The sequence below is a fragment of the Klebsiella terrigena genome (assembly GCF_012029655.1).
Lineage (GTDB): Bacteria > Pseudomonadota > Gammaproteobacteria > Enterobacterales > Enterobacteriaceae > Klebsiella > Klebsiella terrigena.
The window spans coordinates 2,775,430-2,801,424 of sequence record NZ_CP050508.1; the positions used below are offsets into that span (position 1 = coordinate 2,775,430).

29 protein-coding genes are annotated in these 25,995 nt (G+C 59.7%); 14 read left to right on the forward strand and 15 right to left on the reverse strand.

Annotated features, from left to right (window positions below; genetic code table 11):
- Positions 1 to 35: 35 nt before the first annotated feature.
- On the forward strand, positions 36 to 518 hold the full coding sequence (locus tag HCK03_RS13095; protein ID WP_115192678.1) for a GNAT family N-acetyltransferase: 483 nt from the start codon (positions 36 to 38) through the stop codon (positions 516 to 518).
- Here the strand turns inward: HCK03_RS13095 and ptrR are convergent.
- Positions 472 to 1,350, reverse strand: a complete 879-nt coding sequence (gene ptrR, locus HCK03_RS13100; protein ID WP_041145633.1) for a putrescine utilization regulator PtrR — start codon at positions 1,348 to 1,350, stop codon at positions 472 to 474. The genes HCK03_RS13095 and ptrR overlap by 47 nt on opposite strands.
- 118 nt (positions 1,351 to 1,468) lie before the next feature.
- Between ptrR and sad the strand changes: the two genes are divergently transcribed.
- The 7 genes from sad to HCK03_RS13135 all read left to right on the forward strand — a co-directional run bounded on the left by sad (position 1,469) and on the right by HCK03_RS13135 (position 9,282).
- Entirely contained in the window at positions 1,469 to 2,854 is a 1,386-nt protein-coding gene (gene sad, locus HCK03_RS13105) for a succinate-semialdehyde dehydrogenase (protein WP_143716686.1), read from the forward strand.
- A 79-nt stretch (positions 2,855 to 2,933) separates the two neighbouring features.
- Positions 2,934 to 3,860, forward strand: coding sequence for a glutaminase B (glsB, locus tag HCK03_RS13110; protein ID WP_167691704.1), 927 nt, complete (start codon positions 2,934 to 2,936; stop codon positions 3,858 to 3,860).
- A complete protein-coding gene (locus tag HCK03_RS13115; RefSeq protein ID WP_041145630.1) occupies positions 3,860 to 4,225 on the forward strand; it encodes a DUF4186 domain-containing protein in 366 nt (121 codons plus the stop codon). Before glsB ends, HCK03_RS13115 begins: the two co-directional genes overlap by 1 nt.
- A gap of 115 nt (positions 4,226 to 4,340) precedes the next feature.
- Positions 4,341 to 5,753 (forward strand): GGDEF domain-containing protein, encoded by a 1,413-nt coding sequence (locus HCK03_RS13120; protein ID WP_041145629.1) that lies wholly within the window; start codon positions 4,341 to 4,343, stop codon positions 5,751 to 5,753.
- 90 nt (positions 5,754 to 5,843) lie between these two features.
- Positions 5,844 to 6,374 (forward strand): GNAT family N-acetyltransferase, encoded by a 531-nt coding sequence (locus tag HCK03_RS13125; protein ID WP_115192681.1) that lies wholly within the window; start codon positions 5,844 to 5,846, stop codon positions 6,372 to 6,374.
- Between the two features lie 103 nt (positions 6,375 to 6,477).
- A complete protein-coding gene (locus HCK03_RS13130; RefSeq protein WP_167691705.1) occupies positions 6,478 to 7,929 on the forward strand; it encodes a tagaturonate reductase in 1,452 nt (483 codons plus the stop codon).
- 300 nt (positions 7,930 to 8,229) lie between these two features.
- Positions 8,230 to 9,282: an alpha/beta hydrolase family protein gene (locus HCK03_RS13135; RefSeq protein ID WP_167692438.1), complete on the forward strand. Its 1,053-nt coding sequence runs from the start codon at positions 8,230 to 8,232 to the stop codon at positions 9,280 to 9,282.
- On the opposite strand, the gene HCK03_RS13140 is transcribed toward HCK03_RS13135, so the two are convergent.
- Together HCK03_RS13140 and HCK03_RS13145 are read right to left on the reverse strand one after the other, a co-directional pair.
- Positions 9,236 to 10,261, reverse strand: a complete 1,026-nt coding sequence (locus HCK03_RS13140; protein WP_167691706.1) for a helix-turn-helix domain-containing protein — start codon at positions 10,259 to 10,261, stop codon at positions 9,236 to 9,238. The two genes, HCK03_RS13135 and HCK03_RS13140, sit on opposite strands and share 47 nt — an antisense overlap.
- Positions 10,262 to 10,376: 115 nt before the next feature.
- Positions 10,377 to 11,387: a LacI family DNA-binding transcriptional regulator gene (locus HCK03_RS13145; protein WP_041147638.1), complete on the reverse strand. Its 1,011-nt coding sequence runs from the start codon at positions 11,385 to 11,387 to the stop codon at positions 10,377 to 10,379.
- Between the two features lie 223 nt (positions 11,388 to 11,610).
- Between HCK03_RS13145 and HCK03_RS13150 the strand changes: the two genes are divergently transcribed.
- Positions 11,611 to 12,051: a GNAT family N-acetyltransferase gene (locus HCK03_RS13150; protein WP_167691707.1), complete on the forward strand. Its 441-nt coding sequence runs from the start codon at positions 11,611 to 11,613 to the stop codon at positions 12,049 to 12,051.
- Positions 12,052 to 12,259: 208 nt separating this feature from the next.
- Here the strand turns inward: HCK03_RS13150 and HCK03_RS13155 are convergent, their stop codons facing one another.
- The 5 genes from HCK03_RS13155 to HCK03_RS13175 all read right to left on the reverse strand — a co-directional run bounded on the left by HCK03_RS13155 (position 12,260) and on the right by HCK03_RS13175 (position 15,725).
- Positions 12,260 to 12,652, reverse strand: coding sequence for a tautomerase family protein (locus HCK03_RS13155; RefSeq protein ID WP_041145624.1), 393 nt, complete (start codon positions 12,650 to 12,652; stop codon positions 12,260 to 12,262).
- Positions 12,643 to 12,957 carry a carboxymuconolactone decarboxylase family protein gene (locus tag HCK03_RS13160; RefSeq protein ID WP_041145623.1) on the reverse strand — a complete coding sequence of 105 codons (315 nt, stop codon included), beginning with the start codon at positions 12,955 to 12,957 and terminating at the stop codon, positions 12,643 to 12,645. Before HCK03_RS13160 ends, HCK03_RS13155 begins: the two co-directional genes overlap by 10 nt.
- 151 nt (positions 12,958 to 13,108) lie before the next feature.
- Complete coding sequence (gene tam / locus HCK03_RS13165) at positions 13,109 to 13,873, reverse strand: trans-aconitate 2-methyltransferase (protein ID WP_167691708.1); 765 nt, start codon at positions 13,871 to 13,873, stop codon at positions 13,109 to 13,111.
- A 142-nt stretch (positions 13,874 to 14,015) separates the two neighbouring features.
- The gene (locus HCK03_RS13170) at positions 14,016 to 14,306 is read right to left on the reverse strand and encodes a hypothetical protein (RefSeq protein WP_041145621.1); all 291 of its coding nucleotides are present in this window, start codon (positions 14,304 to 14,306) and stop codon (positions 14,016 to 14,018) included.
- 228 nt (positions 14,307 to 14,534) lie between these two features.
- Positions 14,535 to 15,725, reverse strand: coding sequence for an MFS transporter (locus tag HCK03_RS13175; protein ID WP_076947514.1), 1,191 nt, complete (start codon positions 15,723 to 15,725; stop codon positions 14,535 to 14,537).
- A 170-nt stretch (positions 15,726 to 15,895) separates the two neighbouring features.
- On the opposite strand from HCK03_RS13175, the gene HCK03_RS13180 reads away from it, so the two are divergent.
- The 3 genes from HCK03_RS13180 (at position 15,896) to HCK03_RS13190 (ending at position 18,469) form a co-directional block, all read left to right on the forward strand.
- Positions 15,896 to 16,522: a LysE family translocator gene (locus HCK03_RS13180; protein ID WP_115192688.1), complete on the forward strand. Its 627-nt coding sequence runs from the start codon at positions 15,896 to 15,898 to the stop codon at positions 16,520 to 16,522.
- Between the two features lie 67 nt (positions 16,523 to 16,589).
- Positions 16,590 to 17,030: a VOC family protein gene (locus HCK03_RS13185; RefSeq protein ID WP_041145618.1), complete on the forward strand. Its 441-nt coding sequence runs from the start codon at positions 16,590 to 16,592 to the stop codon at positions 17,028 to 17,030.
- Positions 17,031 to 17,287: 257 nt separating this feature from the next.
- Positions 17,288 to 18,469 carry a YbfB/YjiJ family MFS transporter gene (locus HCK03_RS13190; RefSeq protein ID WP_407692384.1) on the forward strand — a complete coding sequence of 394 codons (1,182 nt, stop codon included), beginning with the start codon at positions 17,288 to 17,290 and terminating at the stop codon, positions 18,467 to 18,469.
- Here the strand turns inward: HCK03_RS13190 and HCK03_RS13195 are convergent.
- Positions 18,466 to 19,308: a LysR family transcriptional regulator gene (locus HCK03_RS13195; RefSeq protein WP_167691709.1), complete on the reverse strand. Its 843-nt coding sequence runs from the start codon at positions 19,306 to 19,308 to the stop codon at positions 18,466 to 18,468. The two genes, HCK03_RS13190 and HCK03_RS13195, sit on opposite strands and share 4 nt — an antisense overlap.
- Positions 19,309 to 19,400: 92 nt before the next feature.
- Between HCK03_RS13195 and HCK03_RS13200 the strand changes: the two genes are divergently transcribed.
- A complete protein-coding gene (locus HCK03_RS13200; RefSeq protein WP_167691710.1) occupies positions 19,401 to 20,486 on the forward strand; it encodes an NAD(P)H-dependent flavin oxidoreductase in 1,086 nt (361 codons plus the stop codon).
- 35 nt (positions 20,487 to 20,521) lie between these two features.
- On the opposite strand, the gene HCK03_RS13205 is transcribed toward HCK03_RS13200, so the two are convergent.
- The 4 genes from HCK03_RS13205 to HCK03_RS13220 are packed head-to-tail and all read right to left on the reverse strand — an operon-like array spanning position 20,522 to position 23,824.
- Positions 20,522 to 21,181, reverse strand: coding sequence for a methionine ABC transporter permease (locus HCK03_RS13205; RefSeq protein ID WP_166793729.1), 660 nt, complete (start codon positions 21,179 to 21,181; stop codon positions 20,522 to 20,524).
- A complete protein-coding gene (locus tag HCK03_RS13210) occupies positions 21,178 to 21,969 on the reverse strand; it encodes a methionine ABC transporter ATP-binding protein (protein WP_076947518.1) in 792 nt (263 codons plus the stop codon). The genes HCK03_RS13205 and HCK03_RS13210 overlap by 4 nt, the downstream gene beginning before the upstream one ends.
- Positions 21,966 to 22,772 (reverse strand): MetQ/NlpA family ABC transporter substrate-binding protein, encoded by an 807-nt coding sequence (locus HCK03_RS13215; RefSeq protein ID WP_041145614.1) that lies wholly within the window; start codon positions 22,770 to 22,772, stop codon positions 21,966 to 21,968. The genes HCK03_RS13210 and HCK03_RS13215 overlap by 4 nt, the downstream gene beginning before the upstream one ends.
- A gap of 23 nt (positions 22,773 to 22,795) precedes the next feature.
- Complete coding sequence (locus tag HCK03_RS13220) at positions 22,796 to 23,824, reverse strand: isopenicillin N synthase family dioxygenase (protein ID WP_167691711.1); 1,029 nt, start codon at positions 23,822 to 23,824, stop codon at positions 22,796 to 22,798.
- A gap of 289 nt (positions 23,825 to 24,113) precedes the next feature.
- On the opposite strand from HCK03_RS13220, the gene HCK03_RS13225 reads away from it, so the two are divergent.
- Positions 24,114 to 24,401: a VF530 family protein gene (locus HCK03_RS13225; RefSeq protein ID WP_134526067.1), complete on the forward strand. Its 288-nt coding sequence runs from the start codon at positions 24,114 to 24,116 to the stop codon at positions 24,399 to 24,401.
- A 38-nt stretch (positions 24,402 to 24,439) separates the two neighbouring features.
- Here HCK03_RS13225 and HCK03_RS13230 read toward each other — a convergent pair whose 3' ends face one another.
- Together HCK03_RS13230 and HCK03_RS13235 are read right to left on the reverse strand one after the other, a co-directional pair.
- Entirely contained in the window at positions 24,440 to 24,826 is a 387-nt protein-coding gene (locus HCK03_RS13230) for a hypothetical protein (protein WP_167691712.1), read from the reverse strand.
- A gap of 121 nt (positions 24,827 to 24,947) precedes the next feature.
- On the reverse strand, positions 24,948 to 25,904 hold the full coding sequence (locus tag HCK03_RS13235) for an AraC family transcriptional regulator (protein WP_123552320.1): 957 nt from the start codon (positions 25,902 to 25,904) through the stop codon (positions 24,948 to 24,950).
- Between the last annotated feature and the right edge of the window lie 91 nt (positions 25,905 to 25,995).

Here is a 25,995-nt window from a genome sequence, read left to right on the forward strand (position 1 = left end):
CGTGCGCTACAGTGGCTCAAAAAAAGGAGCCAGCAATGTACACCATCGCCCCAACCTCGTTGTCCCATCCCGACCTGACCGCCCTGATTGCCCAACTGGATGCTTTTCAGGAATCACTCTATCCCGCAGAGAGCAACCACCTTGTCGACCTGAGCCAGCTACAGGCGGAGTCGGTTATCGTGCTGCTGATCAGGGATGACAGCCAGCAGGCGGTGGGCTGCGGAGCTATCGTCCTTGACGACGATGGCTTTGGCGAAATGAAGCGGGTGTTTATCGATCCTAATCATCGCGGGCAAATGCTGGGCGAACGGCTGCTGGAGGCGCTGGAAAGCGAGGCTCGCCGCCGCGACTGCCACACCGTGCGCCTCGAAACCGGCATTTACCAGCAGGCCGCCGTCAGGCTCTATACCCGCAGCGGCTATCAAACGCGCAGCCCCTTTGCCCCCTATCAGGAAGATCCGCTGAGCCTGTTTATGGAGAAACTGCTCGTTGCCGATCTTCGTTCAGCAGCGCTATAAACGCCTCCAGCTGGCGGGTTTTCGCCCCGCGCCGCCACACCAGCCAGGTCGTTAGCCAGCGCCACTCTTCGGCCAGCGGCCACGCGGAAACCTGCTGATGGCCGGGCATGCTCTCCAGCATGCTGCGCGGGATCAGCGCCAGCCCGGCGCCGGCAATCACGCACGCCAGCATGCCGTGATAGGACTCCATCTCATGGATCCGTCCGGGGGTGGCGCGATCGGCGTGGAACCAGCTTTCAAAATGGCGCCGGTAGGAGCAGTTGGCGCGAAACGCGTAAACGTTGACGCCGTTCACCTCGCTGGCGCGCGTAATCGGCGTATGGCCTACGGGGGCGACGATCATCATCTCTTCCGGGAACACCGGCAGGCCTTCGAGGCCAGGGTGCACCAGCGGTCCGTCGATAAATGCCGCGCTCAGGGTGCCCTCCAGTACGCCGTCGATCATATTGCCGGAAGGGCCGGTTGAGAGCGCCAGGTGGATTTTCGGGTAGCGCTGGTTATAGAGCGCCAGCGCTGAAGGGATCCTGACCGCAGCGGTACTCTCCAGCGACCCGAGCGAAAACAGCCCCTGCGGCTCATCGCCGGTCACCACCATTCTCGCCTCATCGACCAGCGCCAGGATCTGCTGGCTATAGCGCAGAAAGCTATGGCCGGCGGGAGAAAGGCGCAGGCGCTGGTTCTCGCGGATAAACAGCTCTACGCCGAGGTCGGCCTCCAGCTGGCGAATGCGGGTGGTGAGGTTCGAAGGGACGCGATGCACCTTCTGCGCGGCCTGGGTAATGCTGCCGGTGGCGGCGACGGCGTTGAACATCTCAAGCTGGGTCAGGTCCATAGTATTCTTCTTTTGTGAACGGGTTGCTTAATATTATTCATTTTCAATGAATGGAAGCGTAAGCCAGAATGAGGTCAGTTCGCAATCAACATTCGCCATCAATACAGAGAGAATAACGATGAATTTATCTGCAACTCATGCGGTTTCCGTGAACCCGACCACCGGTGAAATTGTGTCGTCTCTGCCCTGGGCTACTGAGCAAGAGGTCGATGCGGCGATTGGTCTTGCGGAGCAGGGCTATCGTCAGTGGCGCGCCGCCAGCGTAGCCCAGCGCGCCGATGCGCTGCGTCAGGTCGGCAGCGTCCTGCGCAGCCGGGCGGAAGAGATGGCGCAGATGATAAGCCTGGAGATGGGCAAGCCGATTGCCCAGGCCCGCGGCGAAGTGACCAAATCGGCCAATCTCTGCGACTGGTATGCCGAGCACGGTCCGGCAATGCTGGCAACCGAAGCCACCCAGGTCGAAGAGAATAAGGCGGTTATCGAATACCGCCCGCTGGGCGCCATTCTGGCGATTATGCCGTGGAACTTTCCCCTGTGGCAGGTCCTGCGCGGCGCGGTACCGATCCTGCTGGCGGGAAACAGCTATCTGCTCAAGCACGCGCCGAACGTCATGGGCAGCGCGGCGCTGATCGGCGATATCTTCGCTGAGGCCGGGCTGCCGGCCGGCGTATTTGGCTGGGTTAACGCCACCAATGACGGCGTATCGCAGACCATTAACGATCCGCGTATTGCCGCGGTGACGGTAACCGGCAGCGTGCGCGCCGGGAAGGCGATCGGCGCCCAGGCCGGTGCCGCGCTGAAGAAGTGCGTCCTCGAGCTGGGAGGGTCGGATCCGTTTATCGTGCTCAACGACGCCAGCCTCGACGAAGCGGTGAAGGCGGCGGTCATCGGACGCTACCAGAACACCGGGCAGGTGTGTGCGGCGGCGAAGCGCTTTATCGTCGAGGCCGGGATTGCCGATGCGTTCAGCAAAAAATTCGTTGCCGCCGTTGCGGCGTTGAAAATGGGCGATCCGCGCGATGAGGCCAACTATCTTGGGCCGATGGCGCGTTTCGACCTGCGAGACGAGCTCCATCAGCAGGTGACGGCGACGCTGGCGGAAGGGGCGACCCTGCTGCTCGGCGGCGAAAAGCTTGCCGGTGCCGGTAACTACTATGCGCCGACGGTGCTGGGTAACGTGACCGCAGAAATGACCGGTTTCCGCCAGGAGCTATTTGGCCCGGTTGCCACCATCACCGTGGCTCGCGACGCCGCGCACGCTCTCGAACTGGCTAACGACAGCGAATTTGGCCTGTCGGCCACCGTCTTTACCGCCAGCGTCGAAGAGGCCGACCGCTTCTCCCGCCAGCTGGAGTGCGGCGGGGTCTTTATCAACGGCTACAGCGCCAGCGACGCGCGGGTGGCCTTTGGCGGCGTGAAGAAAAGCGGCTTCGGTCGTGAGCTCTCGCACTTTGGGCTGCATGAGTTCTGTAACGTGCAGACCGTATGGAAAGACCGCCGCTAATCGACGTTAGCGCCTGACGCCCGTCGCCGCGCTCTGCTATACTCGCAGCCCGAATTTGGATGTGGGCAAGGAGCCGGGTGTGGCGACGGTCATCAATAATGCAATGCTGGATGCAATTCTGGCAGAAATCAGGCCGCTGATTGGGCGCGGCAAGGTGGCGGACTACATTCCGGCGCTGGCCAGCGTGAGCGGCAATAAGCTTGGCATCGCGATCTGCACGGTTGACGGGCAGCACTATTTTGCCGGTGACGCCCATGAGCGTTTTTCCATTCAATCCATCTCTAAAGTGCTCAGTCTGGTGGTGGCGATGAACCACTATCAGGAGGAGGAGATCTGGCAGCGGGTGGGGAAAGATCCATCCGGCCAGCCGTTTAACTCGCTCCTGCAGCTGGAAATCGAGCAGGGAAAACCGCGCAATCCCTTTATTAACGCCGGGGCGCTGGTGGTGTGCGATATGCTGCAAAGCCGCCTCAGCGCGCCGCGCCAGCGGATGCTGGAAATTGTCCGACGCCTGAGCGGCGTGGCGGATATCGCCTACGACCCGCTGGTGGCGCGCTCCGAGTTTGAGCATTCGGCGCGCAATGCGGCGATTGCCTGGCTCATGAAGTCCTTCGGCAATTTTCATAACGACGTCGCGACGGTGCTGCAAAACTATTTCCACTACTGTTCGCTGGAGATGAGCTGCGTTGAGCTGGCGCGGACCTTTCTGTTCCTCGCCGATCGCGGCATGGCGCCGCATCTCGATACGCCGGTGATCGCACCGATTCAGGCGCGCCAGGTCAATGCCCTGATGATGACCAGCGGGATGTATCAAAACGCCGGGGAGTTTGCCTGGCGCGTCGGGCTGCCGGCAAAATCGGGCGTGGGCGGCGGGATTGTGGCGATCGTTCCCCAGGAGATGGCCATTGCGGTATGGAGCCCGGAGCTGGACCAGGCCGGAAATTCGCTGGCCGGGATCGCGGTGCTGGAGAAACTCACGCAGAAGGTGGGAAGGTCGGTATTCTGATGGATACGTTCAACGGTTTATTTAGCCGGCTGCAGCGGTCGGCCTTTCGTTCCCGCTTTAAGCTGGGAATAAAAGAGCGGCAATACTGTTTCGATAAAGGCGCGGAGACGATTGACCAGCACGCGGCGGATTTTATTGCCCGCCGACTGGCACCGGCGAATATCCCGAACGACGGCAAGCAAACGCCGATGCGCGGTCATCCGGTATTTATCGCCCAGCACGCCACCGCCACCTGCTGTCGCGGCTGCCTCGAAAAGTGGCACGCGATCCCGCCAGGCCGGGCGCTGAGCGCCGACGAGCAGCGCTACGTTGTGCAGGTTATTCACCATTGGCTGGTGCTGCAGATGAATTCTCCCGGCCATTGATAGTGAGCAACAATCAGGCATATGTATGCCTGATAAATATTCTCATGCTATGATAATCCGCTAACTAATTATTAACATAATAATTGCCTGAAACAATTAGACGGATAATTACTGAATGTCTTCACTGTCGATTCGGTCATTCACGCTGTTTCGTGAGGAGCAGCCCGTGCGTGATGCGCTGGTGTTATTCACGTTAACGCTGCTGCTTCATTTCTTTGGCGCCATGCTGCGCCTGGTGCAGGAACTTTCGTTTTTCTGGCCGCTGAATGCCGTGATGGCAGGGATCTTCGCGCGTTACGTCTGGCTAAACCGCAGCTATTTTTACGCGGTTTGCTTTGCCGCGATGCTGGTTTATGACGGCTTAACCTCGCGCTGGGGAATGGGCTTTGCTTCGCTGCTGATTAATTTCTCCAATATTGTCTTTATTGTGACCCTGGCACAGCTGGTGCTGTGGGATAAACGACGCGCTGATTCTATGCCAGGGCCAATTAATGCGCTGAGCCTGTTTTGCTATTGCCTGCTGGCGGCGCTGCTGTGCGCGGCCGTCGGCGCGCTGGGTTCGGTGGACGTCGAGCGCGCCACCTTTATTCCTCAGCTGGCGGACTGGTTTAGCGAGCAGTTCTCGACCGCGGTGCTGATCCTGCCGTTTATTCTGACGCTGACGCTGCCTTCCGCGCTCGGCGCCTTCCGCTTCCGTCAGCTTCTGCCGGTTATCGCGCTGGTACTGTCGATTATTCTCGGGGTTAGCGTGGGCGGAGCAGGGAGCATTACCTTCCCGCTGCCGGCGCTGATCTGGTGCGCCATTCGCTATCCGCTGCCGCTGACCTGCCTGCTGACGTTTATAACCGGCATCAGCGAAATTCTGCTGGTGGCAAACTCGCTGATTCATCTCTCTCCCGACGCGCGGATGCAGCCGTGGCAGCTCTTCTCCACCCGTCTTGGCATCGCCGCGATGCTGATTAGCCCGGTGATCGTCGCCTCGAGCGTCGAGGCGATAAATAATCTGGTGAAACAGCTGGCGCTGCGCGCCGATTTTGATTTCCAGACGCGCGTTTATTCGCGCTCCGGACTCGGCGAGGCGCTGAAGCGGCAGCCGCTGGCGGAAGGGCAGCTATTGACCGTAATGGTGCTGGATATCGACGGCTTTAAGCGGGTCAACGACAGCTGGGGGCACGAGTGCGGCGATTGCGTTCTCGCGCAGTTTGCCCAGCAGGTGCGCCAGCTGGCGGGCGAGCAGGGAATGGTGGCGCGCATCGGCGGGGAGGAGTTCGCGGTGGCGACCCTGACCTCATCGATGCAGGAGAGCCAGGCGCTGGCGGAGAAAATCCGCCAGGGCGTTGAGGCGCAGACCTTTGTCTGGGGACAGAATCAGATCCGCCTGACCGTGAGCATGGGGCTGGAGTCTCGTCCGGTAGGAAACGAGCGGATAACCGAGCTCTTTAATCAGCTGCTGATGGCCGCCGACGACTATCTGGTGAGCGCCAAGAAAGCGGGGCGCAATCGCGTTTGTACCCCCGGACTGGCCTGAAGGCGGTAATAAGAAAAAACGATAGTGATTTTGCTTGTGTTAAATTTAAGTTAAAAACATAGTGATGTGGTCAATTTTAAGGAACCTATCATGACCACATCCTTTTCCCTGCGCACGCTCTCGCGTGAAGAAATCCTCGACCAGATTCAACCGTTAACCGACATTTTGACCAGCTGCGTGAACGGCGGAGCGTCGGTCAGCTTTATGCTGCCCTTTTCCGCGCAAACGGCCAGCGACTTCTGGCTGCGGACGGCGCAAAGCGTTGCTGCCGGAGAGCGTATTGTGATGGTGGCGGAAAATGAACATCATCAGATTGTCGGTACCGTCCAGCTTATTGTCAGCCAGCCGGAAAACCAGCCACACCGTGCGGACGTGGCTAAACTTTTGGTTCACCAAAATGCCAGACGGCAGGGGCTGGCCAACGCGCTGATGAACTATCTGGAGGAGGTCGCCCGCGACCAGGGTAAATCCGTGCTGGTGCTGGATACCGCAACAGGCAGCGGCGCCGAGCGCTTCTACGTTCAGTGCGGCTGGGAAAAAGCCGGGGAAATTCCGCGCTATGCGCTGATGCCGGACGGAAAGATGACCGCCACCTCGTTGTTCTATAAGTTCCTGCAATAACCGCCGATGGTTTGATCAAAACGGGGTTTTAGTCGTAGAGAAAGCTGATAAGTTATTACACCAATTACCCAGGTTGTATGACTACTCTATGAGGGAACCCATTGTGAAAGCACTAAATCGTCGCGATTTTCCCGGCGCGCAGTATCCTGAACGCGTTATCCAGTTCGGCGAAGGTAACTTCTTACGCGCCTTTATCGACTGGCAGGTCGATCTGCTCAATGAGCATACCGACCTGAACGCCGGTGTCGTCATCGTGCGCCCCATTGAGAGCGAGTTCCCGCCGTCGCTGAGCGTACAGGACGGCCTCTATACCACGATTATTCGCGGGCTGAACGAGAAGGGCGAGGCGGTTAGCGATGCGCGCATGATCCGCAGCATTACCCGGGAAATCAGCGTCTATGCGGACTATGCCGAATACCTGCGCCTGGCGCACAACCCGGATATCCGCTTTGTGTTTTCCAATACCACCGAAGCGGGTATCAGCTACCATGCGGGAGACCGCTTTGACGATGCCCCGGCGGTAAGCTATCCGGCTAAGCTGACGCGCCTGCTGTTTGAGCGCTACAGCTGCTTCTCCGGCGCCAGCGATAAAGGCTGGGTCATTATTCCCTGCGAGCTTATCGACTATAACGGCGAAGCCCTGCGCGAGCTGGTCCTGCGCTACGCCAAAGAGTGGGCGCTGCCGGAAGCCTTTAGCGCCTGGCTGGATGAGGCGAATACCTTCTGCTCAACGCTGGTGGACCGCATCGTCACCGGCTATCCGCGCGATGAAGCGCTGCAAATCGAACAGCAGCTCGGCTACAAAGACGCCTTCCTGGCGACCGCCGAGCACTTCTATCTCTTCGTTATTCAAGGGCCTAAATCGCTGGCTGCGGAGCTGCGCCTCGATAAGCTGGCGCTTAACGTCCTGATTGTCGACGATATTAAGCCCTACAAAGAGCGTAAAGTGGCGATTCTCAACGGCGCGCATACCGCGCTGGTGCCGGTTGCCTTCCTGGCAGGGCTGGATACCGTCGGGGAAGCGATGAACGATAGCCAGATCTGCTCGTTCGTCGAAAAGGCGATTTACGAGGAAATTATTCCGCAGCTGGACTTACCCCGCGAAGAGCTGGAGACTTTCGCCAGCGCGGTAACCGGGCGCTTCCGCAATCCCTACATTAAGCATCAGCTGCTGTCGATTGCGCTCAACGGCATGACGAAATACCGCACCCGCATTCTGCCGCAGCTGCTGACGGGGCAGGCGAAAAACGGTAAACTAGCCCCCCGGCTGACCTTCGCGCTGGCGGCCTTGATGGCGTTCTATCGCGGCGAGCGCAATGAGCAAAACTATCCGCTGCAGGACGATGCCGAATGGATGGAGCGCTACCGGGCGCTGTGGTCCGCGCATCGTGACGCGCAGCTGAGTACGAGTGAACTGGTGAAAGCGGTGCTGTCGGTCGAGGCGCACTGGCAGCAGGATTTGAGCCAGGTTCCCGGTCTGGTGGAGCAGGTAACCCTCGACCTCGATGCCATCCTGCTCAAAGGCATGCGCGAGGCGGTTACACCGCTCTGCTGATATCCCGTTCAAAACGTTGACCCGGCGATTGCCGGGTTATTTATCCCCTCGAAATAGTTACAACATACATTAGGTCGCCGATTAAATTGAGCGAGCAGACCTGATGCTCCAGCGCCGCTTCGTTCTACAGAATGGGATATGGCGCATTCTCCACGCCTGAATCCGAGGGCGCGGTCTCCTGCTGATGCCGAAAACTAGCGTAAATGTGCAAATTCACGGCCTCGATCGCGTTCTGGGACGCCCTGATGCCGCGGCTCATCTATAAATGGGCCTCAATTCAGCACAGCAGGAGTCAACATGATGTTCAGAAGAGGGTTTCTTTTATTACCGGCTTTACTTATCTGTATCCAGGTTCACGCCGATCCGGGGTTTCGCCAGCTGGCGTTGACAGACCCGCAGGGGAAAAGCCTGGACGTGGCGGTATGGTATCCAACGTCTGCAGCAGGAAAGACGGAAAATGTCGGCGCCAATCCCGCGTTCGAAGGGGTCGCCGTTATTCGTAATGCGCCTGCGCGGCCCGGAGCCCACCCTCTGCTGGTTATCTCTCACGGCTATAACGGCAACTGGCGCAATTTATCGTGGATAGCGGCAGCCATGGCCGCCCAGGGATATATTGTCGCGGCGCCGGATCACCCCGGAACCACCACCTTTAATCAGGATCCGCGCGATGCGAAGCGCCTGTGGCGACGTCCGCAGGATCTCAGCCAGGTGATTGACTTCACTCTGCGCTCTTCCGCGCTGGTCGGGGAGGTCGACACCGGGCGAATTGCCGCTTTAGGCCACTCTCTCGGCGGATGGACGGTGATGTCGCTGGCGGGAGCCCGCTTCGATTCCGCCCGCATGCTGAGCGACTGCCAGCACCATGCGCAGCGAGGCGACTGCCGGTTAACGCAAAAGCTCGGCATCGATGGCGCCCGCTCGCAGGATGCGCGCTTTGCGGACCTCAGGGATGCCAGAATCAAGGCGGTGGTCTCTCTGGATCTCGGCTTCGCCCCCGGCTTTACCCCGCAGAGCCTGCGCGCGCTCGGCATTCCGGTACTGATCCTTGCGGCCCAGGGGGACAAGCTGGCGGACCTCGATGCAGGGCAGGAGTCAGGCTATCTTGCGGCCAACCTGGATCCGCAGCGCAGGCAGTATGAGGTCGTTGAAGGCGCCACTCATTTCAGCTTCATGCAGCTATGCAAGCCTGGCGCCGAGGCGCTTATTGAGGAGGAGACGCCCGGTGACGGCATCGTTTGTCGCGACGGTAGCGGAGGAGACCGCGCCGCTATTCACCAGGCGCTGATACCTAAGATCGGCAGATTTCTTAATTCGGCACTGGATTACCGCCCGCCTGCTGACGAAACGAAGTAGGCGACAGGCCGCAAATGCGCTGAAACTCGCGGTTAAAATTGGACTTGGTGGTAAATCCGGACTCGAACATGATTTCGGTAACGGGCAGCGGGGTGCTGAGCAGCAGCGCCTGCGCCCGTTCAATCCTTAAACCGTTAATCCACTGCGAGACGTTACACTGGCTGATAGCATTGACCGCCCCTGAGAGCTGGCGTGCGGGGATCCCGGTTTTTCTGGCGAGAAGGCTCAGCGTCAGGTCGGGATTGAGATAGAGCTCCGTCTCCCGTACCTGCTTCTCGAGGCCGGCGTAAACGTTTGCCAGCTCTTCCTCCGGCAGCGCGGCCCGCGTCGGGAGCGCGGCTTTACTCTCAGCTTGCGCAACCGCAGCTGGCCGTCCGGCGATAACGATAGCCGCCGCAATCAGCGGAAGGAGCGCGGCCTGAAAACCCATCACGATCGCCGGCGCCAGCCTGCCGCCGGTCAGGCTGAAGTCAAACGTCACGGCAAGGTCGGTCAGCGCCGATAGACAGAGAAAACAGCCGGCAAAAAAGGCCATTTTCGTGGTCTGCGGCGACTCGCTGAGACGGCTGAGGGTGAAGCGGTGCTCCCCGCGCCATGCGAGGCGCAGCAGGCTGCACCCGTAGCCGGCAAAAAGTAAAAACAGGACCGGATCCGTCGCCGGCGGCCAAACAATCCTGATAATGAGAGCGAGAGCGGCGGGGGCGAACAGCAGCAGCAGGTGACGCCGCCGGCCAATCTCAGTCAGCGAGACAAAACAGTGCCAGGCCAGCGGCGGCAGCATTATGGCCAGCCCGGACTGGATATTGCGCAGGATGCTGGATTCATATTCCCAGCGCAGCGTGCTGACGGTAACCAGCACGATACAGGCAAGCACGAAACGCAGAGTGCCCGCGTGGCGCTGTTTTTGCGCAAACAGGGCCGTTGCCAGCAGGATAAGCAGGGCGGATAAGGTAATAAGCGGAAAGGGAACTGAAAGCATGTCAGCCGTACCAGTACGGAAAGTTAGCGGGAATAATTACCGGGAATAGTTACACATATCCCGGCGCGCTGTCGCCTCCGACGTGATGTTCTGCAGGCAGGCGTTTATTGATAATTTATTCCCGAGTGCTGGAGGATCTCACCTTTAGCCGGCCGGCCAGCATCACGTGCGTCGCCGCATCCTCCTGATTGCACAGATACTCCACCGCCAGTCGCCCTAATTCGCTGTAGGGCAGCTGAATACTGGTGAGCGGTGGGGTGAGCTGTTCGGATATTTTCTGATCGTCGTATCCCGCCAGCAGGATATCCTGCGGCAGCCGGACGCCGTTGACCGCCAGCGCCTGATAGCAGCCGATCGCCAGCCAGTCGCTGGCGCAGAAGATGGCGTCCGGGCGATCCTGCTGCTCCAGTAGAGAGCAGGTGGCGGTAAAGGACTCGCTGAACTGCCAGTTGGTCCGGCGCACCAGGCGCTCATCGTACGCCTGTCCGGCCTGCTCCAGCGCCGCCTGATACCCCGCCAGCCGCTGGCGGGTCGCCTCCATCCAGCTTTCGCCGGTGATGTGCGCGATGCGCGTCGCGCCCATAGAGATCAGATGACGGGTCACCTGAAACGCGTTGGCGTAGTCGTCGGGAACAAACGAAGGCAGCAGCGGCGAATCCGGGTCGCGCTGGTTGAGCAGGACCAGCGGCAGGCGGGTGCAGTCCTGAAAATCGGTCATATCTACAAGCGTGGTCACCGGGGAGGCGAGAATAATGCCGATACAGTTACGCTGTTCCAACTGGCGAATAATATTAATCGCCAGCTCGACGTCGTCGCCGTAATCATAGACGGTCAGCAGCACTTCATTGCGCCAGGCCGCTTCCCGCGCCTGGCTGATGGCATCGATAAAGGGATCGTAGCTTTGCAGGGTGCTGACCAGCAGCGCCACTTCTTCCTGATTTCGCGGGGCGTGAATCGCCGGTAGGCGGTCGTAGCCGAGCTCGGTCGCGACGGCGATCACCCGCTGACGGGTCTCCTCGCTCAGCTTGATATTCCGGGACTGATTAAGGACCAACGATACCGTTGCCTGTGACACACCCGCCGTACGGGCGATATCGTTCATTGTGACTTTGTTTTTCCGCTTCATCATCCCTCTCCCCTTGAGAAACCGCATTATACCTTAACGACCCGGCACATAGGCAGACTAAAGCGCTGCCGTTGACCTTTCCTGCGGCTCATCGGGCACGGTTTGTGACCCTCATCGCTTTTAGCAGCCACAGGGCCGGCAGTGGCAAATTGCGCCGGTAGCGCTTGAAGTAATCGTCTTCGAGGAAAATAATGGCCTATTCACATTGAGGTGGGAGAGTACGATGGTCATCAATATTCGCGAGCTGCAGCCGCAGGACAAGTTGCAATGGCTAGGGTTGTGGGAGGGCTACACCTGTTTTTACGGCAGCCCGCAGCCTGACGATGTGACGCAATACACCTGGCAACGCCTGCTGGACGGCGCATCTCCGGTTATCGGCCGGGCGGCGGTCGTCGACGGCCGGGTGGTTGGCTTCGCTATTTGCGTCCTTCACGAAGGAACATGGGTGAAAACGCCCGTTTGCTATCTGGAAGATCTGTTCGTTGACCCGGCAATGCGCGGACGCGGAGTCGCCAGAGCGCTGATGCAGGCGCTGCATGCGGAAGGGAAAGCGAAAGGGTGGTCGCGCCTCTACTGGCATACGCGTGCTGATAATCCCGCCCGTAAGCTGTATGATGAATTCACCCCGGCGGATGAGTATGTCCGCTATCGGGTGATGCTCTAAGCCGCCAGCGATAAGCAGTTGTTAAGATTTTCCCTGTCTAATAGCGGAAAACGACTCAGGAGAATCAAAAATGGAAAAACGCATCGAGACGACCGTTAATTTGATCATCTTTCTTTCACTGCTGGCTACCGCCTGGGATCTCTCCCTGGTGCACCATCTCCCCTGGTAAATCCGGCAGTACGGCGCCCGCTGCGGCGCCGTTAGTTAGTTAGCCCTCAACCTGTCCCGCCAGCATTTCACCGCGGCTAAAGCTCCAGTCGTCGGTATGATTAAACTGAATCACCACCATCACATCATCGGGGGCAATGCCGAGCTCTGCCTGCAGCCGGTCGCACAGTCGCCGATAGAGGCGCTTTTTCTGCTGCGCGCTGCGCGGCTTGCCGGCAAAAATATGAAACAGCACAAAGTCTGCGCTGCGCCCACCGCTGAGGTAGTGCGGATCGACGATGCGCCGGGCGTCGGGCAGAACGTCGATAAACTGAAATTTATCCGCCGCGGGGACCGCAAACTCGTCCACCAGAGTTTGATGAAATAGCGCGGAAAGCCGCGCAGTCCACTCATCGTCATAGCCGGCGCGAATCGTTATTCGGGTCAAAGGCATGCTGAATCCTCCGGCGGTATGCAGGAGAGCGCGGTGACGGCCGCGGGCCAGCCGGCATAAAAGGCCAGGTGGGTGAAGACTTCGGTTATTTCAGCGCGGGTCAGGCCGTTGCTCGCCGCAAAATCAATATGCCACGGCAGCTGTTTTTCTCTGCCCAGCGCCGTCAGGGCGGCAAGGGTGATCAGGCTTCTTTCTCTCGGCGACAGCTCGCTGCGGGCCCAGATATCGCCGAAAAGCACCTCTTCGGTCAGCTGGGCGAGCTTCGGCGCGATCCCGGCCAGGTTATTGCGGTTAGGTGATGCCATCGTTCATATCTCCGGTTGTCATAAGAGGATGAACAGAGAGTGGCACAGGGAAATACTTCTTAATATCGCAACATTTTTGATAATCAATCCTGAAAACCGGGACGATTGGCGGTGCAGGCCGGGCGACATTGTGCGCGCCCGGCAGATGCTATCAGCCAGCGGCCCGGCGTTGGGCGACGATAAACAGGCGAGGGAACAGCAGCAGTACTTTTCCGTTACACTGTAACGGATAGTGCTCCTGCAGCAGCGTCAGATAACGGTTGAGAAAGGCGTCGCGCTGGCTGTCGTCGAGGCGCAGCAGGTAAGGACGCAGCCCCGTCGACTGCAGCCAGTCAATAATCGCCTGATGAGAATCGAGCTGATGGTAATAGGTGGTGCGCCAGATATCGACCTCGCAGCCGCTGGCCGTCAGGATGTCGTAATACTGCCGGGCGGTGGGAAGCGGGTGGCGTCCGCTGTCAGGATGCCCAAGCTCCTGGGCGACCTGACGCATCAAAGTATGCGACGGCTCCTGCCAGTTATCCGGCATCTGCACCGCCAGAATGCCGTTATCCGCCAGCTGCGCAACGAGCTGCGGGAACAGCGTCTGGTGGTCGGTAAGCCACTGCAGGGAGGCGTTGGCGTAAATTACATCCGCCGCACGCTCGGGCCGGTACTCGCGGATATCGGCGGTAACGAAGCGACACGCCGGCAGCGACCGGGAGGCCTCTTCCAGCATCGCCGGTGAATTATCCACGCCGATCACCGTCGCCGTGGGCCAGGCATGATGCAGCAGCGCGGTACTGTTCCCCGGCCCGCAGCCAAGGTCAACGGCGAGGGTAACGGGATGGTGGGCGATACGGGCGAGCAGTTCGGCTGCGGGGCGGGTACGCTCGGCGCCGAACTGTAGATATAACGAAGGATTCCAGTCTGCCATCGATGACTCCGGGTTAGATAAACTCGTTCATCAGCATAGATGGCATTGACCGCGGGTAAAATGATTTTACCCATTTTTATGCTTTACGTGACAGCGTCACGTAAAACGGGGGCGGGTGAAAGCCTTACGTGCGTTCGCCGGCTTAATCGGCGTCCTTTAGCGACTCCGCGCGTTTAGCGGTGGCATAGACAAAATCCAGCATCGGCTCAAGATCGGTATCGTATCCGGCCTGGATTATTTTCCCCCGCAGCCACTCAATCTCGCTGGTAATATCCGGGTGGAAAATATTGTTGTCCTGCGCTTTACGCAGCCATTTCAGCAGGAAGTTATTTTTTCCTCTGATCCCGCCCGCTTTCTTCGATTTTCCGTGTATTTTCAGCGCGATTAATATGCAGTAATAGAAATGAACCCGCTGATTAAAACTTTGATGCATGTATGTATTTCCCGCCAGACTCAGGAATTCACCGTCGAGGTCAGTGATTCGGATTGGCCATGATAACGGGCACGGATCGTTTATTATTCGATCTCTGATATCTCACCCGTATCGCCAGTACGCCCGTTGCCGGGCGTTGAGCGGATGGTGTCACGGATGCCGAATAACAGTCAATTCTTGATTACTTTTTTACCTTTTTCGGCGGGGCGGCCCGCCGAATACAATTCCTCAGGCCCGCCGCAAAGCGGCGCGTTGTTGCAGGTATACGCGGAATATCAAGATAAATGCCATCACCACAACCGCCGCCGCCAGCAGATAAATAGTTCCCAGGCTGTAATACCCGGCAACCCAGCCGGCAACGGGGCCGGTCAGGCCGAGCGCCAGATCGAGGAACGCCGAGTAGGTGCCCAGCGCGGTGCCCTGGTTCTGCTCCTCAACCTGTTTCACCGCCTCGACGCCCAGCGCCGGGAAGACCAGCGAGAAACCGGAGCCGGTCAGGAAGGCGCCGATCCCGGCCACCCACGCAGACGAAGCCTGCCAGATAATCAGCAGGCCGATGCATTCGATAACAAAGCAGGCCAGCGACACCGGCACGCCGCCGTAGCGGGTGATGGTGTTGCCGAGCACCAGACGAATGCAGATGAAACCGACGCTGAACAGCGACAGCGTAAACGCCGCGCCCTGCCAGTCGTGGGCGGAGAAGTAGAGGGTAATGAAGGTGGCTATCACCCCGAAGCCTACCGTCCCCAGCGCCAGCCCCAGGCCGTAGGGCCAGATTTTGCGCACCACCACGTGAAAGGGCGCGCGAACCCCGCCGCTAACGCTGACGTCCTGGCGCGTGCGGGCAAAAAGCAGCCCGATAAAGGCCACCGCCACCACCACCACGGCAAAACCGCTAATGCCAAAATAGCCGTTGAGCAGCACCCCCAACGGGGCGCCAACCGCCATCGCTACGTAGGTGGCGACCCCGTTCCAGGAGATAACCCGGGAAGTATGGATCGCGCCGACGGTTTTAATTCCCCACAGCGTCGCCCCGGTGGCGGTAAAGCTCTCGCCCACGCCGAGGAAAATTCGGCCAACCAGCAGCGCGGCGACCGCCAGCAGCGGAACGGATTGCAGCAGCACCGCAGCCAGCGTAAAGACCCCGCTCAGCAGGCAGCAGACGATCCCGAGGCTGACGACTTTTTTCGGCCCCCAGATATCGGCGTAGCGCCCGGCGTGCGGCCGGCTGAGCAGGGTGGCGATGTATTGCAGACTGATCACCACGCCGGCAATAAAGGTGCTATAGCCGAGCTGATAGTGAATGTAGCCGGGTAAAACGGCGAGCGGCAGGCCGATCGACAGATAGCAAATGCAGGTAAAAACCACGATCGAAATGATGCGCAGGTTGAGCTGAGTCTGAGTGGCAGCAGGTGTCATAACGTCAGGTATTTAAAACAAAAGGGGGATTAGCATAGCGCAGACCCTGCGGCCAGCACGAGCCCAGGATGTGATTTCCGCACGTTTCACTTAAACCGCCGCAAGATGAAATTTATGCCGTTGCTGCTGCCGCCAAATTTATCTAAAATCCACTCTTTCGGAGAAAGAAAATGTCCGTCACCGATTCCCTTCTTGCCTTTTCATTTGCTGCGCTGCTCCTGACCTTAACCCCGGGTCTCGATACCGCCCTCATCCTACGAACCTCCGCCGCGGAAGGCGGTAAAAAAGCCTTTCAGGCCGCGCTGGGTATCGACGCGGGATGCCTGATCTGGGGGGCGCTGGTCGCGCTGGGCTTAGGCGCGCTGCTGGCGGCATCGGAGCTGGCCTACAGCCTGTTAAAATGGTGCGGCGCTGCCTGGCTGTGCTGGCTGGGCCTGCAGCTGATCCTCAGGCCGCGCCGCGCCTTTGATGCCGGAACGGCGGCGCCCGCTGGCGGTAACTGGTTCTTAAGGGGGATGTTAGGCAACGTGCTGAACCCTAAAATGGGCGTCTTCTACGTCTCGTTTCTGCCGCAGTTTATCCCCAGCGGCCACTCCCCGGTGGTCTGGACCTTTCTGCTGGTCGGCATCCACGTGCTGCTGGGCACCCTGTGGTCCTTAACCCTGATTATGGCTACCCGCTATGCGTCGGGCCTGCTGAAGGCGCCGGGATTTATCCAGTGGATGGACCGGGCGACGGGCGGCGTATTCATGCTCTTCGCCGCGCGGCTGGCGCTCAGCAGCCGCCAGGCCATTTGATTGCCTGGGCAGCGGGGCCAATTCGCGGTATATATCTCATCTCGTATATCAACCTCCAGGAGGGAGTATGACAGCCGATTTAGCCGGAATTGAGGTGCTGTTCGTCGCCGGGTTTGGACCCATTACCCGCAGCGCCGAAAGCAGCCGATCGTTTTACGCCGAGGCGCTGGGTTTGCCTTTGAAGGCGATGGAGGGTAACCCCGACTACCTGCTCACGGAGCAGGACGCGCTGGCCGGGGTGAAGCACTTTGCGCTGTGGCCGCTGGAGCAGGCGGCGCAATCATGTTTTGGCGTTGACCGCTGGCCGGCGGATCTCCCGCAGCCCCAGGCGTGGATCGAGTTTGAGGTGCGCGATATTCAGGCGGCCAGCGACGGCCTGCTGGCGAAGGGTTACCGCCTGCTTATCGCCAACCGCGTCGAGCCGTGGGGGCAGACGGTGACGCGTCTGCTGAGTCCGGAAGGGCTGCTGACCGGCATCACCATCACGCCGTGGCTGCGCGACGAGTAGATGCTTTCCGTCCTCGCCTCTGCTGCGCGACGGCTTGCGCCAGCAGCGGAGGCGGGGCGTTTCCCGCTTAATATCCTGCATATTTCGTTGACCGACGAAGCATTTCCCGGCGTTTTCCTCTAGTTTCCCGTTCTGACGATCCGCGGCGCCGATCCAACGCCGCTTGCCTGTCCGTCAATTTATAATCATACTAATTTGAGAATTTAAAATATAAATAATTCTCTATTTGAGATTAATCATTGAAAGGAGTGCGCAACGTGACTGAATGCAGGCCAGAACTGAAGGCTTTCCTGCTGGCGCTGGCCGGTTCGGTGGTGCTGATCGTCGGGATGGGGTACGGGCGCTTTGCCTTTACCGGGATCCTGCCGCTGATGCTGGATGAGCATATTTTAACGCTGCGTGAAGGCAATCTCGCGGCCTCGGCGAACTACGCGGGCTATCTGCTGGGGGCGCTGATGCTGGCGAAGGCCAGGCCGGGCGATGCGAAGTGGTTAAACCTCGCGTCGGTACTCTTAACCCTGCTGTGTCTGGCGGCGCTCGGCTGGCTACGCTCGCCGCTGGCCATTATTGCGGTCAGGGGCGCTGCCGGCGTGCTGAGCGCGGTCACCCTGATCGCCGCCTCGCTGTGGCTGCTGCAGCATATGAAGCATCACAACGGCGCGCCGATCCTCTATTCGGGCGTCGGAATGGGCATTTTTCTCTCGGCGGAGTTTATTTCGCTCGCCAAAAGCCACGCCTTGACCAGCCAGCAGATCTGGCTGATCTGTGCCGCCAGCGCCGCGCTCCTGTTTTTGCTGGTCCTGCGCCTGCTGCTCAGCCCGTCGGACTACCTCGTGGACTGGAAACCGACGGTATCGGCTCAGGCAGCAGGTGCAGAAGGCCAGCGCGGAGAAGCATGGAAGCTATTGATTATCTACGGCTTAGCCGGATTCGGCTATATCATCACCGCGACCTATCTGCCGCTGTTTCTCTCCGGCTCGCTCACCGATATCGACCCGGTGCAGCTGTGGGCGCTGTTTGGCCTGGCGGCGGTTCCGTCCTGCTTTGTCTGGCACCGGCTGGCGCTTAAGCTCGGCTACCGGCGGGCGTTTACCCTCAACCTGATGGTGCAGGCGACCGGCGTGATCCTCCCCGCCTGGAGCCACTCCCTGGCGTTTTGCATGCTGAGCGCTCTGCTGGTTGGCTTCACCTTTATGGGCACCGTGACCCTGGCGCTGCCGGAAGGCAGGCGCCTGAATCACCTGGTGACATTCAATATGATCGCCGCCATGACCGCCACTTACGGCATCGGGCAGATTATCGGCCCGCTGGCGGCCGGCGTTCTGCACGCGCTGACCGGCTCCTTCAACGCCGCTCTCGGCACCGCGGGCGGGGCGCTGTTCGTGGCCGCCGTACTGGTGACGCTCGGCAAACCCGCCGGGCAAAGGCGGGAGCGCTAAATATCGGCCGCCAGCAGCAGCTGCTGGCGCATGGCATCCAGCGCCGGCGAAGCGTAGCCTTTGCGCCACACCAGCTGGGTCATCGCCGTGCCGACCGGCTGCGTCTCGCAGCCTTCGGGTAGCGTCATGAGCGCCAGCACGCTCTGCGGTACGATCCCGGCATATCCCCCCGAGGCAATGCAGGCAATCACGGCGTGATACGAGCCGATCTCCTGGACTTCAACGTTTTTCACGGCGGACAAAAATGCTTCCCCGCGCTGGCGATAGCTGCAGCCCTGGGCAAACGCCGCCAGCCTGAACGCTTCCTGTCCGGCAGGGGTTATCAATACCAGCTCCTCGGCAAAGAGAGGCAGATACTCCAGCGCCTCCGGACACTCCGGCTCGCCGCTGGCGTCCGGCGGCAGGCTTACCAGCGCGCAGTCGAGCGCAGCGCTCAGCACGCGTTCGACCAGCTGCCGGGTAGGCATGGTTTGCAGGGTGAGGGCGACCGCCGGGCACTGCTGATGAAAGCGCGGCAGAATTGAGGTTAAGCGGCTGGCGGCAGCGGCCTCCATCGCCCCCATCCGCAGGCTCCCGGCGGGCTGCGTCGGATGCAGCGCCTGCTTCGCCTCTTCGGCCAGGCTGAGGATCCGCAGCGTATAGTCAAGAAAGCGCTCCCCGGCGGCGGAGAGCCGCATCTTTTTATTGCCGCGCACGAACAGCTCGACGTCGAGCTCCTCCTCAAGCTGCTGGATGCGCGTGGTGATGTTCGATTGCGCGCGTCCCAGCCTCTTAGCCGCCCGGGTGACGCTGTGCTCCTGGGCGACAATTTTAAAGATTTCCAGCGTGCTGTGGTTCATGTTTTTCTTCTAAATATGGAATTAATATTGATCTTAGCATCTCGAAAAGAGATGTTAAGCACTGAATATCACAAATCTACGCAGGATCAATCATGAGCAACCGCCTGTTGCAGCAGCTTGATATCGTTTATCCCATTATACAGGCCCCGATGGCCGGCGTATCCACGCCCGAGCTGGCGGCGGCAGTCAGCAACGCTGGCGGCCTGGGCTCGCTGGGATTGGGCGCCTCTTCGGTTTCCCAGGCGCGGGCGCTGATCGACAAAACGCGGCGGCTCACCGAAAGAGCGTTTAACGTGAACCTTTTTTGCCACCTTCCGGCACCCAGAGACGAGCAGGTTGAAGCCCGGTGGCTTGAGCGGCTGCGTCCGGCGTTTGCCCACGCGGGGAGCCAGCCGCCGGCGGCGCTGACGGAGATTTATCAAACTTTCCTCGGGCACGAGGCGATGCTTGAGCTGCTGCTCGAACTGGCGCCGCCGGTGGTCAGTTTTCACTTCGGCATTCCGTCCCGGGAGGTCATTCTCCGCCTGCAGGAGAGAGGCATCGTCACCATGGCCACCGCCACCAGCGTTGAGGAAGCCCGGCAGATCGAGGCGCAGGGTGTGGATATCGTGATTGCGCAGGGCTACGAAGCGGGCGGCCATCGCGGGATCTTTGACGAACGCGGTGACGACCAGCAGCTGAGCACCTTTACGCTGGTCCAGAGTCTGAAGCGAGCGGTGGGCCTGCCGATTATTGCCGCTGGCGGCATTATGGATGGCGCGGGAATTTACCGCGCTATGAGCCTCGGCGCCGAGGGCGCGCAGCTGGGGACCGCATTTCTGCTGTGCCCGGAATCGGCGGCGGACAGCGGCTATCGTCAGGCGATTAAAGCCGATCCTGACCCGCAAACCCTGCTCACCGCGGCCATTTCCGGCCGTCCGGCGCGCTGTATACACAACGGCTGGCGCGCGCTGGCACACCAGGTTCCGGTCTCTGAGATCCCGGCCTATCCGCTGGCCTATGCTGCCGGTAAGGCGCTGGCGACGGCGGCTAAAGCGGGAGGGGATGAGCGCTACGGCGCCCACTGGGCGGGACAGGGCGTGGGCCTGATCCGCGAGCTGTCGGCAACGGAGCTGATGGAGACCTTAATTCACGAGTGCGGCTTGCACCAGAGGCGAGAAAAAGAGCAGGAGAGATAAAGGGCGGCGCCGTCAGGAGATCGCCCTTGATGAACCTAACGACGGTGCGCCAGGCGGCGAACCAGGCGGTCACCGGTCATCTGCACGCCCTGGACCATCGCCACCAGAATCAGTACCGTGCCCACCATCACCTCGTTATTAAAGCGCTGGTAGCCGTAGCGGATCGCCAGGTCGCCCAATCCGCCGCCGCCGATCACACCGGCCATCGACGAGAAGCCAATCAGCATAACGATAGTTAGCGTCACGCCGGCCAGCAGGGTCGGCAGCGCTTCCGGCAGCAGAGATTTAAATATCACGTGCCAGATGTTGCCGCCCATCGACAGAATCGCCTCAATCCGCCCGTAGTCCACCTCGTCCAGCGCGTTTTCCGTCAGCCGGGCGAAGAAGGGAAAGGCGCCGATGGTTACCGGCACCACCGCGGCGGTGCTGCCGAGGGTGGTGCCGATAATCAGGCGGGTAAACGGGATCAGCGCAATCAGCAGCACAATAAACGGCAGCGAACGGCCGAAATTGATCGCCGCCCCCAGCAGCGCGTTGAGTTTTGGCATCGGCAGCAGGCCGTTTTTGCGCGAAATAAACAGGATAATCCCGGTCGGTAGCCCGAGCAGAACGGTAAAAAATGTCGCCAGGCCGACCATATAAAGGGTGTCCAGAGTGCCGTCAACCAGCAGCGGCCAGAGATCTTCCCAGCTCATGCTACTCCGCATAAAGGCCTCCCGTGAAAGCCGTGACGAGCGAGAAAGTCGCGCTCCGTTTGCGGGTCGTGGAGCAGCGACTGGCGCAGTTTTGACCACGGTGCCACCAGCAGATCGGCAATTTTTCCGCTTTCAACAATCTCTCCTTTTTCCAGCAGCGCGGCGTGATCGCACAGGGTTTTAACCACTTCCAGCTCGTGGGTGATCAGCACGATGGTCAGATGAAGACGCTGATTGATATCCGCCAGCAGCGCCAGCACCGAAGCGGTGGTTTCGGGGTCCAGCGCGCTGGTCGCTTCATCGCACAGCAGCACGTCGGGCCTCGCGGCCAGCGCGCGGGCGATCCCCACGCGCTGCTTCTGCCCACCCGAAAGCTGGGAGGGAAAGGCCTCGGCCTTATCGCTGAGCCCCACCAAATCGAGCAGTTCCTCTACCCGGGCCCGCCGGGCGGCCTTTGCCATCCCGGCTATTTCCAGCGGCACCGCAACGTTGTCGGCGACGCTGCGCGCATGGAGCAGATTAAAATGCTGGAAGATCATGCCGGTGCGCAGGCGATAGGCGCGCAGGGCCGATTTATCCATCTGCGTAATATCATGCCCGTTCACAATAATGCGGCCCGCAGTGGGCCGCTCCAGCAGATTCAGACAGCGTATCAGCGTACTTTTGCCCGCGCCGCTGCGCCCAAGGATGCCGTAAACGGCGCCCTTAGGGACATGCAGCGAGACATCGTTAAGCGCCGGTCGGCCCGTTCCGGCATAAGTTTTACTCAGCCCCAGCACCTCAATCATGACTGCGGCGCGACCGGTATCACCGAGCCGTTGTACTGTTTGCGGATAAATTCCGCCACCTGCGGCGACGTCAGATCCTTCGCCAGCTGCTTGATCCGCGGATCGTTGGCCAGGGACGGATTGGTGACGAGGATGTTGGCGTAGGGGTTATGCGCCGCGCTTTCCAGACCCAGCGCATCTTTTGCCGGCGTCAGGCCCGCTTCCAGCGCATAGTTGCCGTTAATCACCGCGAGGTCGACGTCGTCGAGCGAGCGGGGGATTTGCGGGGATTCAATCTCAAGAATTTTGAGATGTTTAGGGTTCTCCACAATATCCTTTGGCGTTGCCAGAGTGGTGGCCGGGTCGGTAAATTTCGCCGCCAGCTTAATCAGCCCCTGGCTCTGCAGCAGGAACAGCGCCCGGCTCAGGTTGGTGGTGTTATTCGGCACCGCGACGGTGGCGTTTTCCGGCAGGGATTTGAAATCTTTGTGTTTGCGCGAGTATATACCCAGCGGTTCAATATGCACCGTCGCCGCTACGGTAAAGGTTTTACCCAGCGCTTTTTCCTGATCTTTCAGATAGGGAACGTGCTGGAAATAGTTGGCATCCACGTCGCCGTTAGCCAGCAGCTCGTTGGCGTTCACGCCGCTGGTGAGCTCAACGATCTTCAGATCGAGGCTCGGATCGATTTTCTTGATGTAATTCAATATCTCGGCATGTGGTACCGGGTCAGCGGCGACGCGCAGCGCGGCGGCCTGCGCCGAGGTCCATGCCAGAGAAAGAGACAGTGCTACCCCTGCCAGTTTGAAAGCGGCATTTTTCATGGTGTTTTCCTTTATTGTTATGTTTAAACGATCAGTTGTTCGGCGCGTTCGCGAAACACATCCTGGTAGTAGCGTTCGGCAACGTCCGGATGCGAGCGCAGGCGCCCCTTCAGGTAGTTCCAGCCCACCTCCCGCAGCAGCGGATTTTGCGGATCGCTATCCGGCCCGAGCGCCTCCTGCGCCAGTTCAGGCGGCAGGGTGTAGACCGGAACCACGGCGTCCAGCTGCGCGCCGAGGAAGAAGGCGATAGAGAGGCGCTGCTGGTCCGCCGGCGGCGAAATGACGCGATGCACCGTCGCGCGCAGATAGCCATTGGTCGCCAGCTCAAGAAGTTCGCCAATATTGACCACAAAGCTGCCGGCCAGCGGGGTTGCATCGATCCAGCGGCCGGGTGCGACTTCAACCTGCAGCCCTTTTTGCTCATCCTGGAGTAAAAAGCTGAGGAACCCGGAGTCCTTATGCGCGCCAACGCCCTGGGTGCTTTGCGTCTCCTGCTGGCCGGGGTAGCGGATCAGTTTGATATGCTCGTTAGGCTGCTGGCCGTAGAGGGTATCAAAGGCGTCATGGGGTAAATTCAAGGCTTCGGCAAAGGCGCGCAGCACGGTAATACCGACCTGCGTCATCGCGCTTTGCCAACGCAGCAGCGTTGGTTTCAGCTCAGGCAGCGCGTCCGGCCACAGGTTAGGTCCCTGCAGGCGCTGCCAGCGCGGCGCATCGTCGCCGAGGGTCAGAGCAGGGCGCTCGGCGCCAATATCGAACTGTTCGCGCCAGTCCGGCTGCCCGCGGGTCAATTCCGACGCGGCGCGGTTATAGCCGCGAAAGTGCGGGGAGTGGATCATGGCGACCGGCTGCTTTTGCGCATCGGCCAGCGAAAAGAAGCGGCGGGAGAGCTGCTGCACGCTGTGCTGCAGTTGGTCATCCACTCCGTGATTGATCAGGTAAAAGAAGCCGATATCGCGCGCGGCATGGCGCAGGTCGGTGAGAAAAGCGGATTTCTCAGCGGGATCTGCGTAGCGGGCAAGATCGAGAATCGGCAGGGTGGTTGCGTTCATTGTGTTCTCCGAAGGCGGTATGCGTATATTTTCGGGTATTCAGATTCAGGGTTCGGGGACAACAACAGCGCATAATCATTTCCTCAGTCAGGCGGTCAAACACAGCTTGCCCTAAGCGAAAATAATCAACCAATAACCTTCTTTTCTAATTTATGTCCGTAGGGGGTTCAGTGCTTTTGCGAATAGTAGATAAGGGCAATAGCGCGCTAAGTCCGCCTCGCGAGTTGCGCGGGGCGAAAGGAGTCAGTATGGTGTGCGCAATTTCTCAGGTATTTCAGGACAGGACATTATGCAGCCTTCAAAAGATCCCCTCCACGGCGTCACGCTTGAGGCGTTACTCAACGCACTGGTGGCGAAATATGGCTGGGCGGAGCTGGCAAAGCGCATCAATATTAACTGCTTTAAGAGCGATCCCAGCGTCAAATCCAGCCTGAAGTTTTTACGCCGGACGCCCTGGGCGCGCAAGGAAGTGGAAGAACTCTATATTGATAGCCTGGAAGATATTGCCGATGAGCGGGAGGATATGCCGACCGACGGCCCGTGGGCAAACTGGCAGAGTAAGAAAGAGCAGCGCTAGCGGCGGTTAAGGTGCCTGCCTGCGCATCTGCCGCCACTTCACGGTGTGATAAATAAAATAGCCGGCGGCGCTAAAGGCAGCGTCAGCGGCATGACGATAAAAAGATATAGCGTGCCAATTCGGTAGCCATCAATAACCTCAAACACGCGCGCTGAGGTCAGGTGGAGCAGCGTATCGTCAGCCCCTTTTTTGGCAAAGGGATACAGCAAAATAGAGACCCAGCCGAGCGCAATAAACGGCCAGCTGACGTTATCGTATAAGCCGTAAATAAAAAACCCGAAGAACAGCGCGCCACACGCCAGCTTGCCGATAAACTCCGGACGCTTAATAAAAAGCAGCGCCGGATGCGCGATGCGGACCTTACTCTGCCGCGGCCTGCGGCTTCCCGTTTTCCGCGATCGGCGGCGGCTGTTTTTTCTGCTCACTTCCTGTTAATTATCCTGCTTAGCCGGGATGCAATAGCGCATACGCCATAGTGATATTTAGCGGCGAATTGAGCAAATATAATTCAGCCGCGCTGCCAAAAAAGGCGGGCGGATATTCTGCCTATATCTCTTCGCCAGGTGAAATAGCGCGCAGGGCGCCCGGCGCCTTGCCGGTAATACGCTTAAACGCGCGGCTAAATGCGGCATGGGAGCTGTAGCCCAGCTTAAAGGCCACTTTTTCCAGAGCCTGGCCCTCATGGGAGATGTACTGAACCGCCAGCCGCATGCGTAATTCGGTCAGATAGCGCGCGGGCGTCGTGCCGGTCGCCGCCAGAAAGCGCTCGGCAAATACCGAACGCGAAGTTCCGGCCTCGCGGGCCAAATCCTCAACCTTCCAGTTAACCCCGGGCTGCTGATGCATCACGTAGATAGCTCTCGCCAGCTTCGGATCGCGCAGCACCTGCACCCAGCCGGTGGCGTTGCCGCAGCCGCACTCAACCCAGCCGCGAACGATCAGCGCCGCCACCACGTCCGCCAGCCGCGCGAGGATCCCCGCATAGCCCGCCTGGCGGGTGAGGGTTTCTCGCTCCATCGCCGCCAGCAGAGGCTGGATTTCCGGGCGGGTATTCAGCAGGCTGCTGACCATCATCACCTCCGGCATCGCCTTGACCAGCGGCTGCATGCCGCCGAGCTCAAAGTCCATACAGCCGCTGAAAATAATGGCGTTGTCCTGCGCCGGCTGCGGGCCCTCGTTTTTGATGCAGCACACCGTACTGCACACCGGCTCGGTAGGCAGCTGCTGTACGTTGACGATCTGCGCCCCGGCGTCGGACATCAGCGCGTGGCCGTCGCCGTTGGGGATAAACAGCGCATCGCCGCTCTCGAGAGCCAGCTGCTGGCCGCTGGCCATGCGCAGCACAACCGGGCCGCGGCTGATGAAGTGAAACTGCGCCTTGCCTGGCACATAGCTGAAGGCCACCCCGAACGGGCGGCCGGACTCAATGCGCCGGTAGTTGACGCCTGAAAGACGCATGCCGCGCAGCAGTTCGCTGGTGAGATCGATGGCCTGATGGGTCATAACGCTATTCCCGGACGAATAATCAATAATGGCAGAGTATGCATCATAGATCGTCCGATGAGAAGTTTCTAAGCTGTGTCGGATTGTTAAC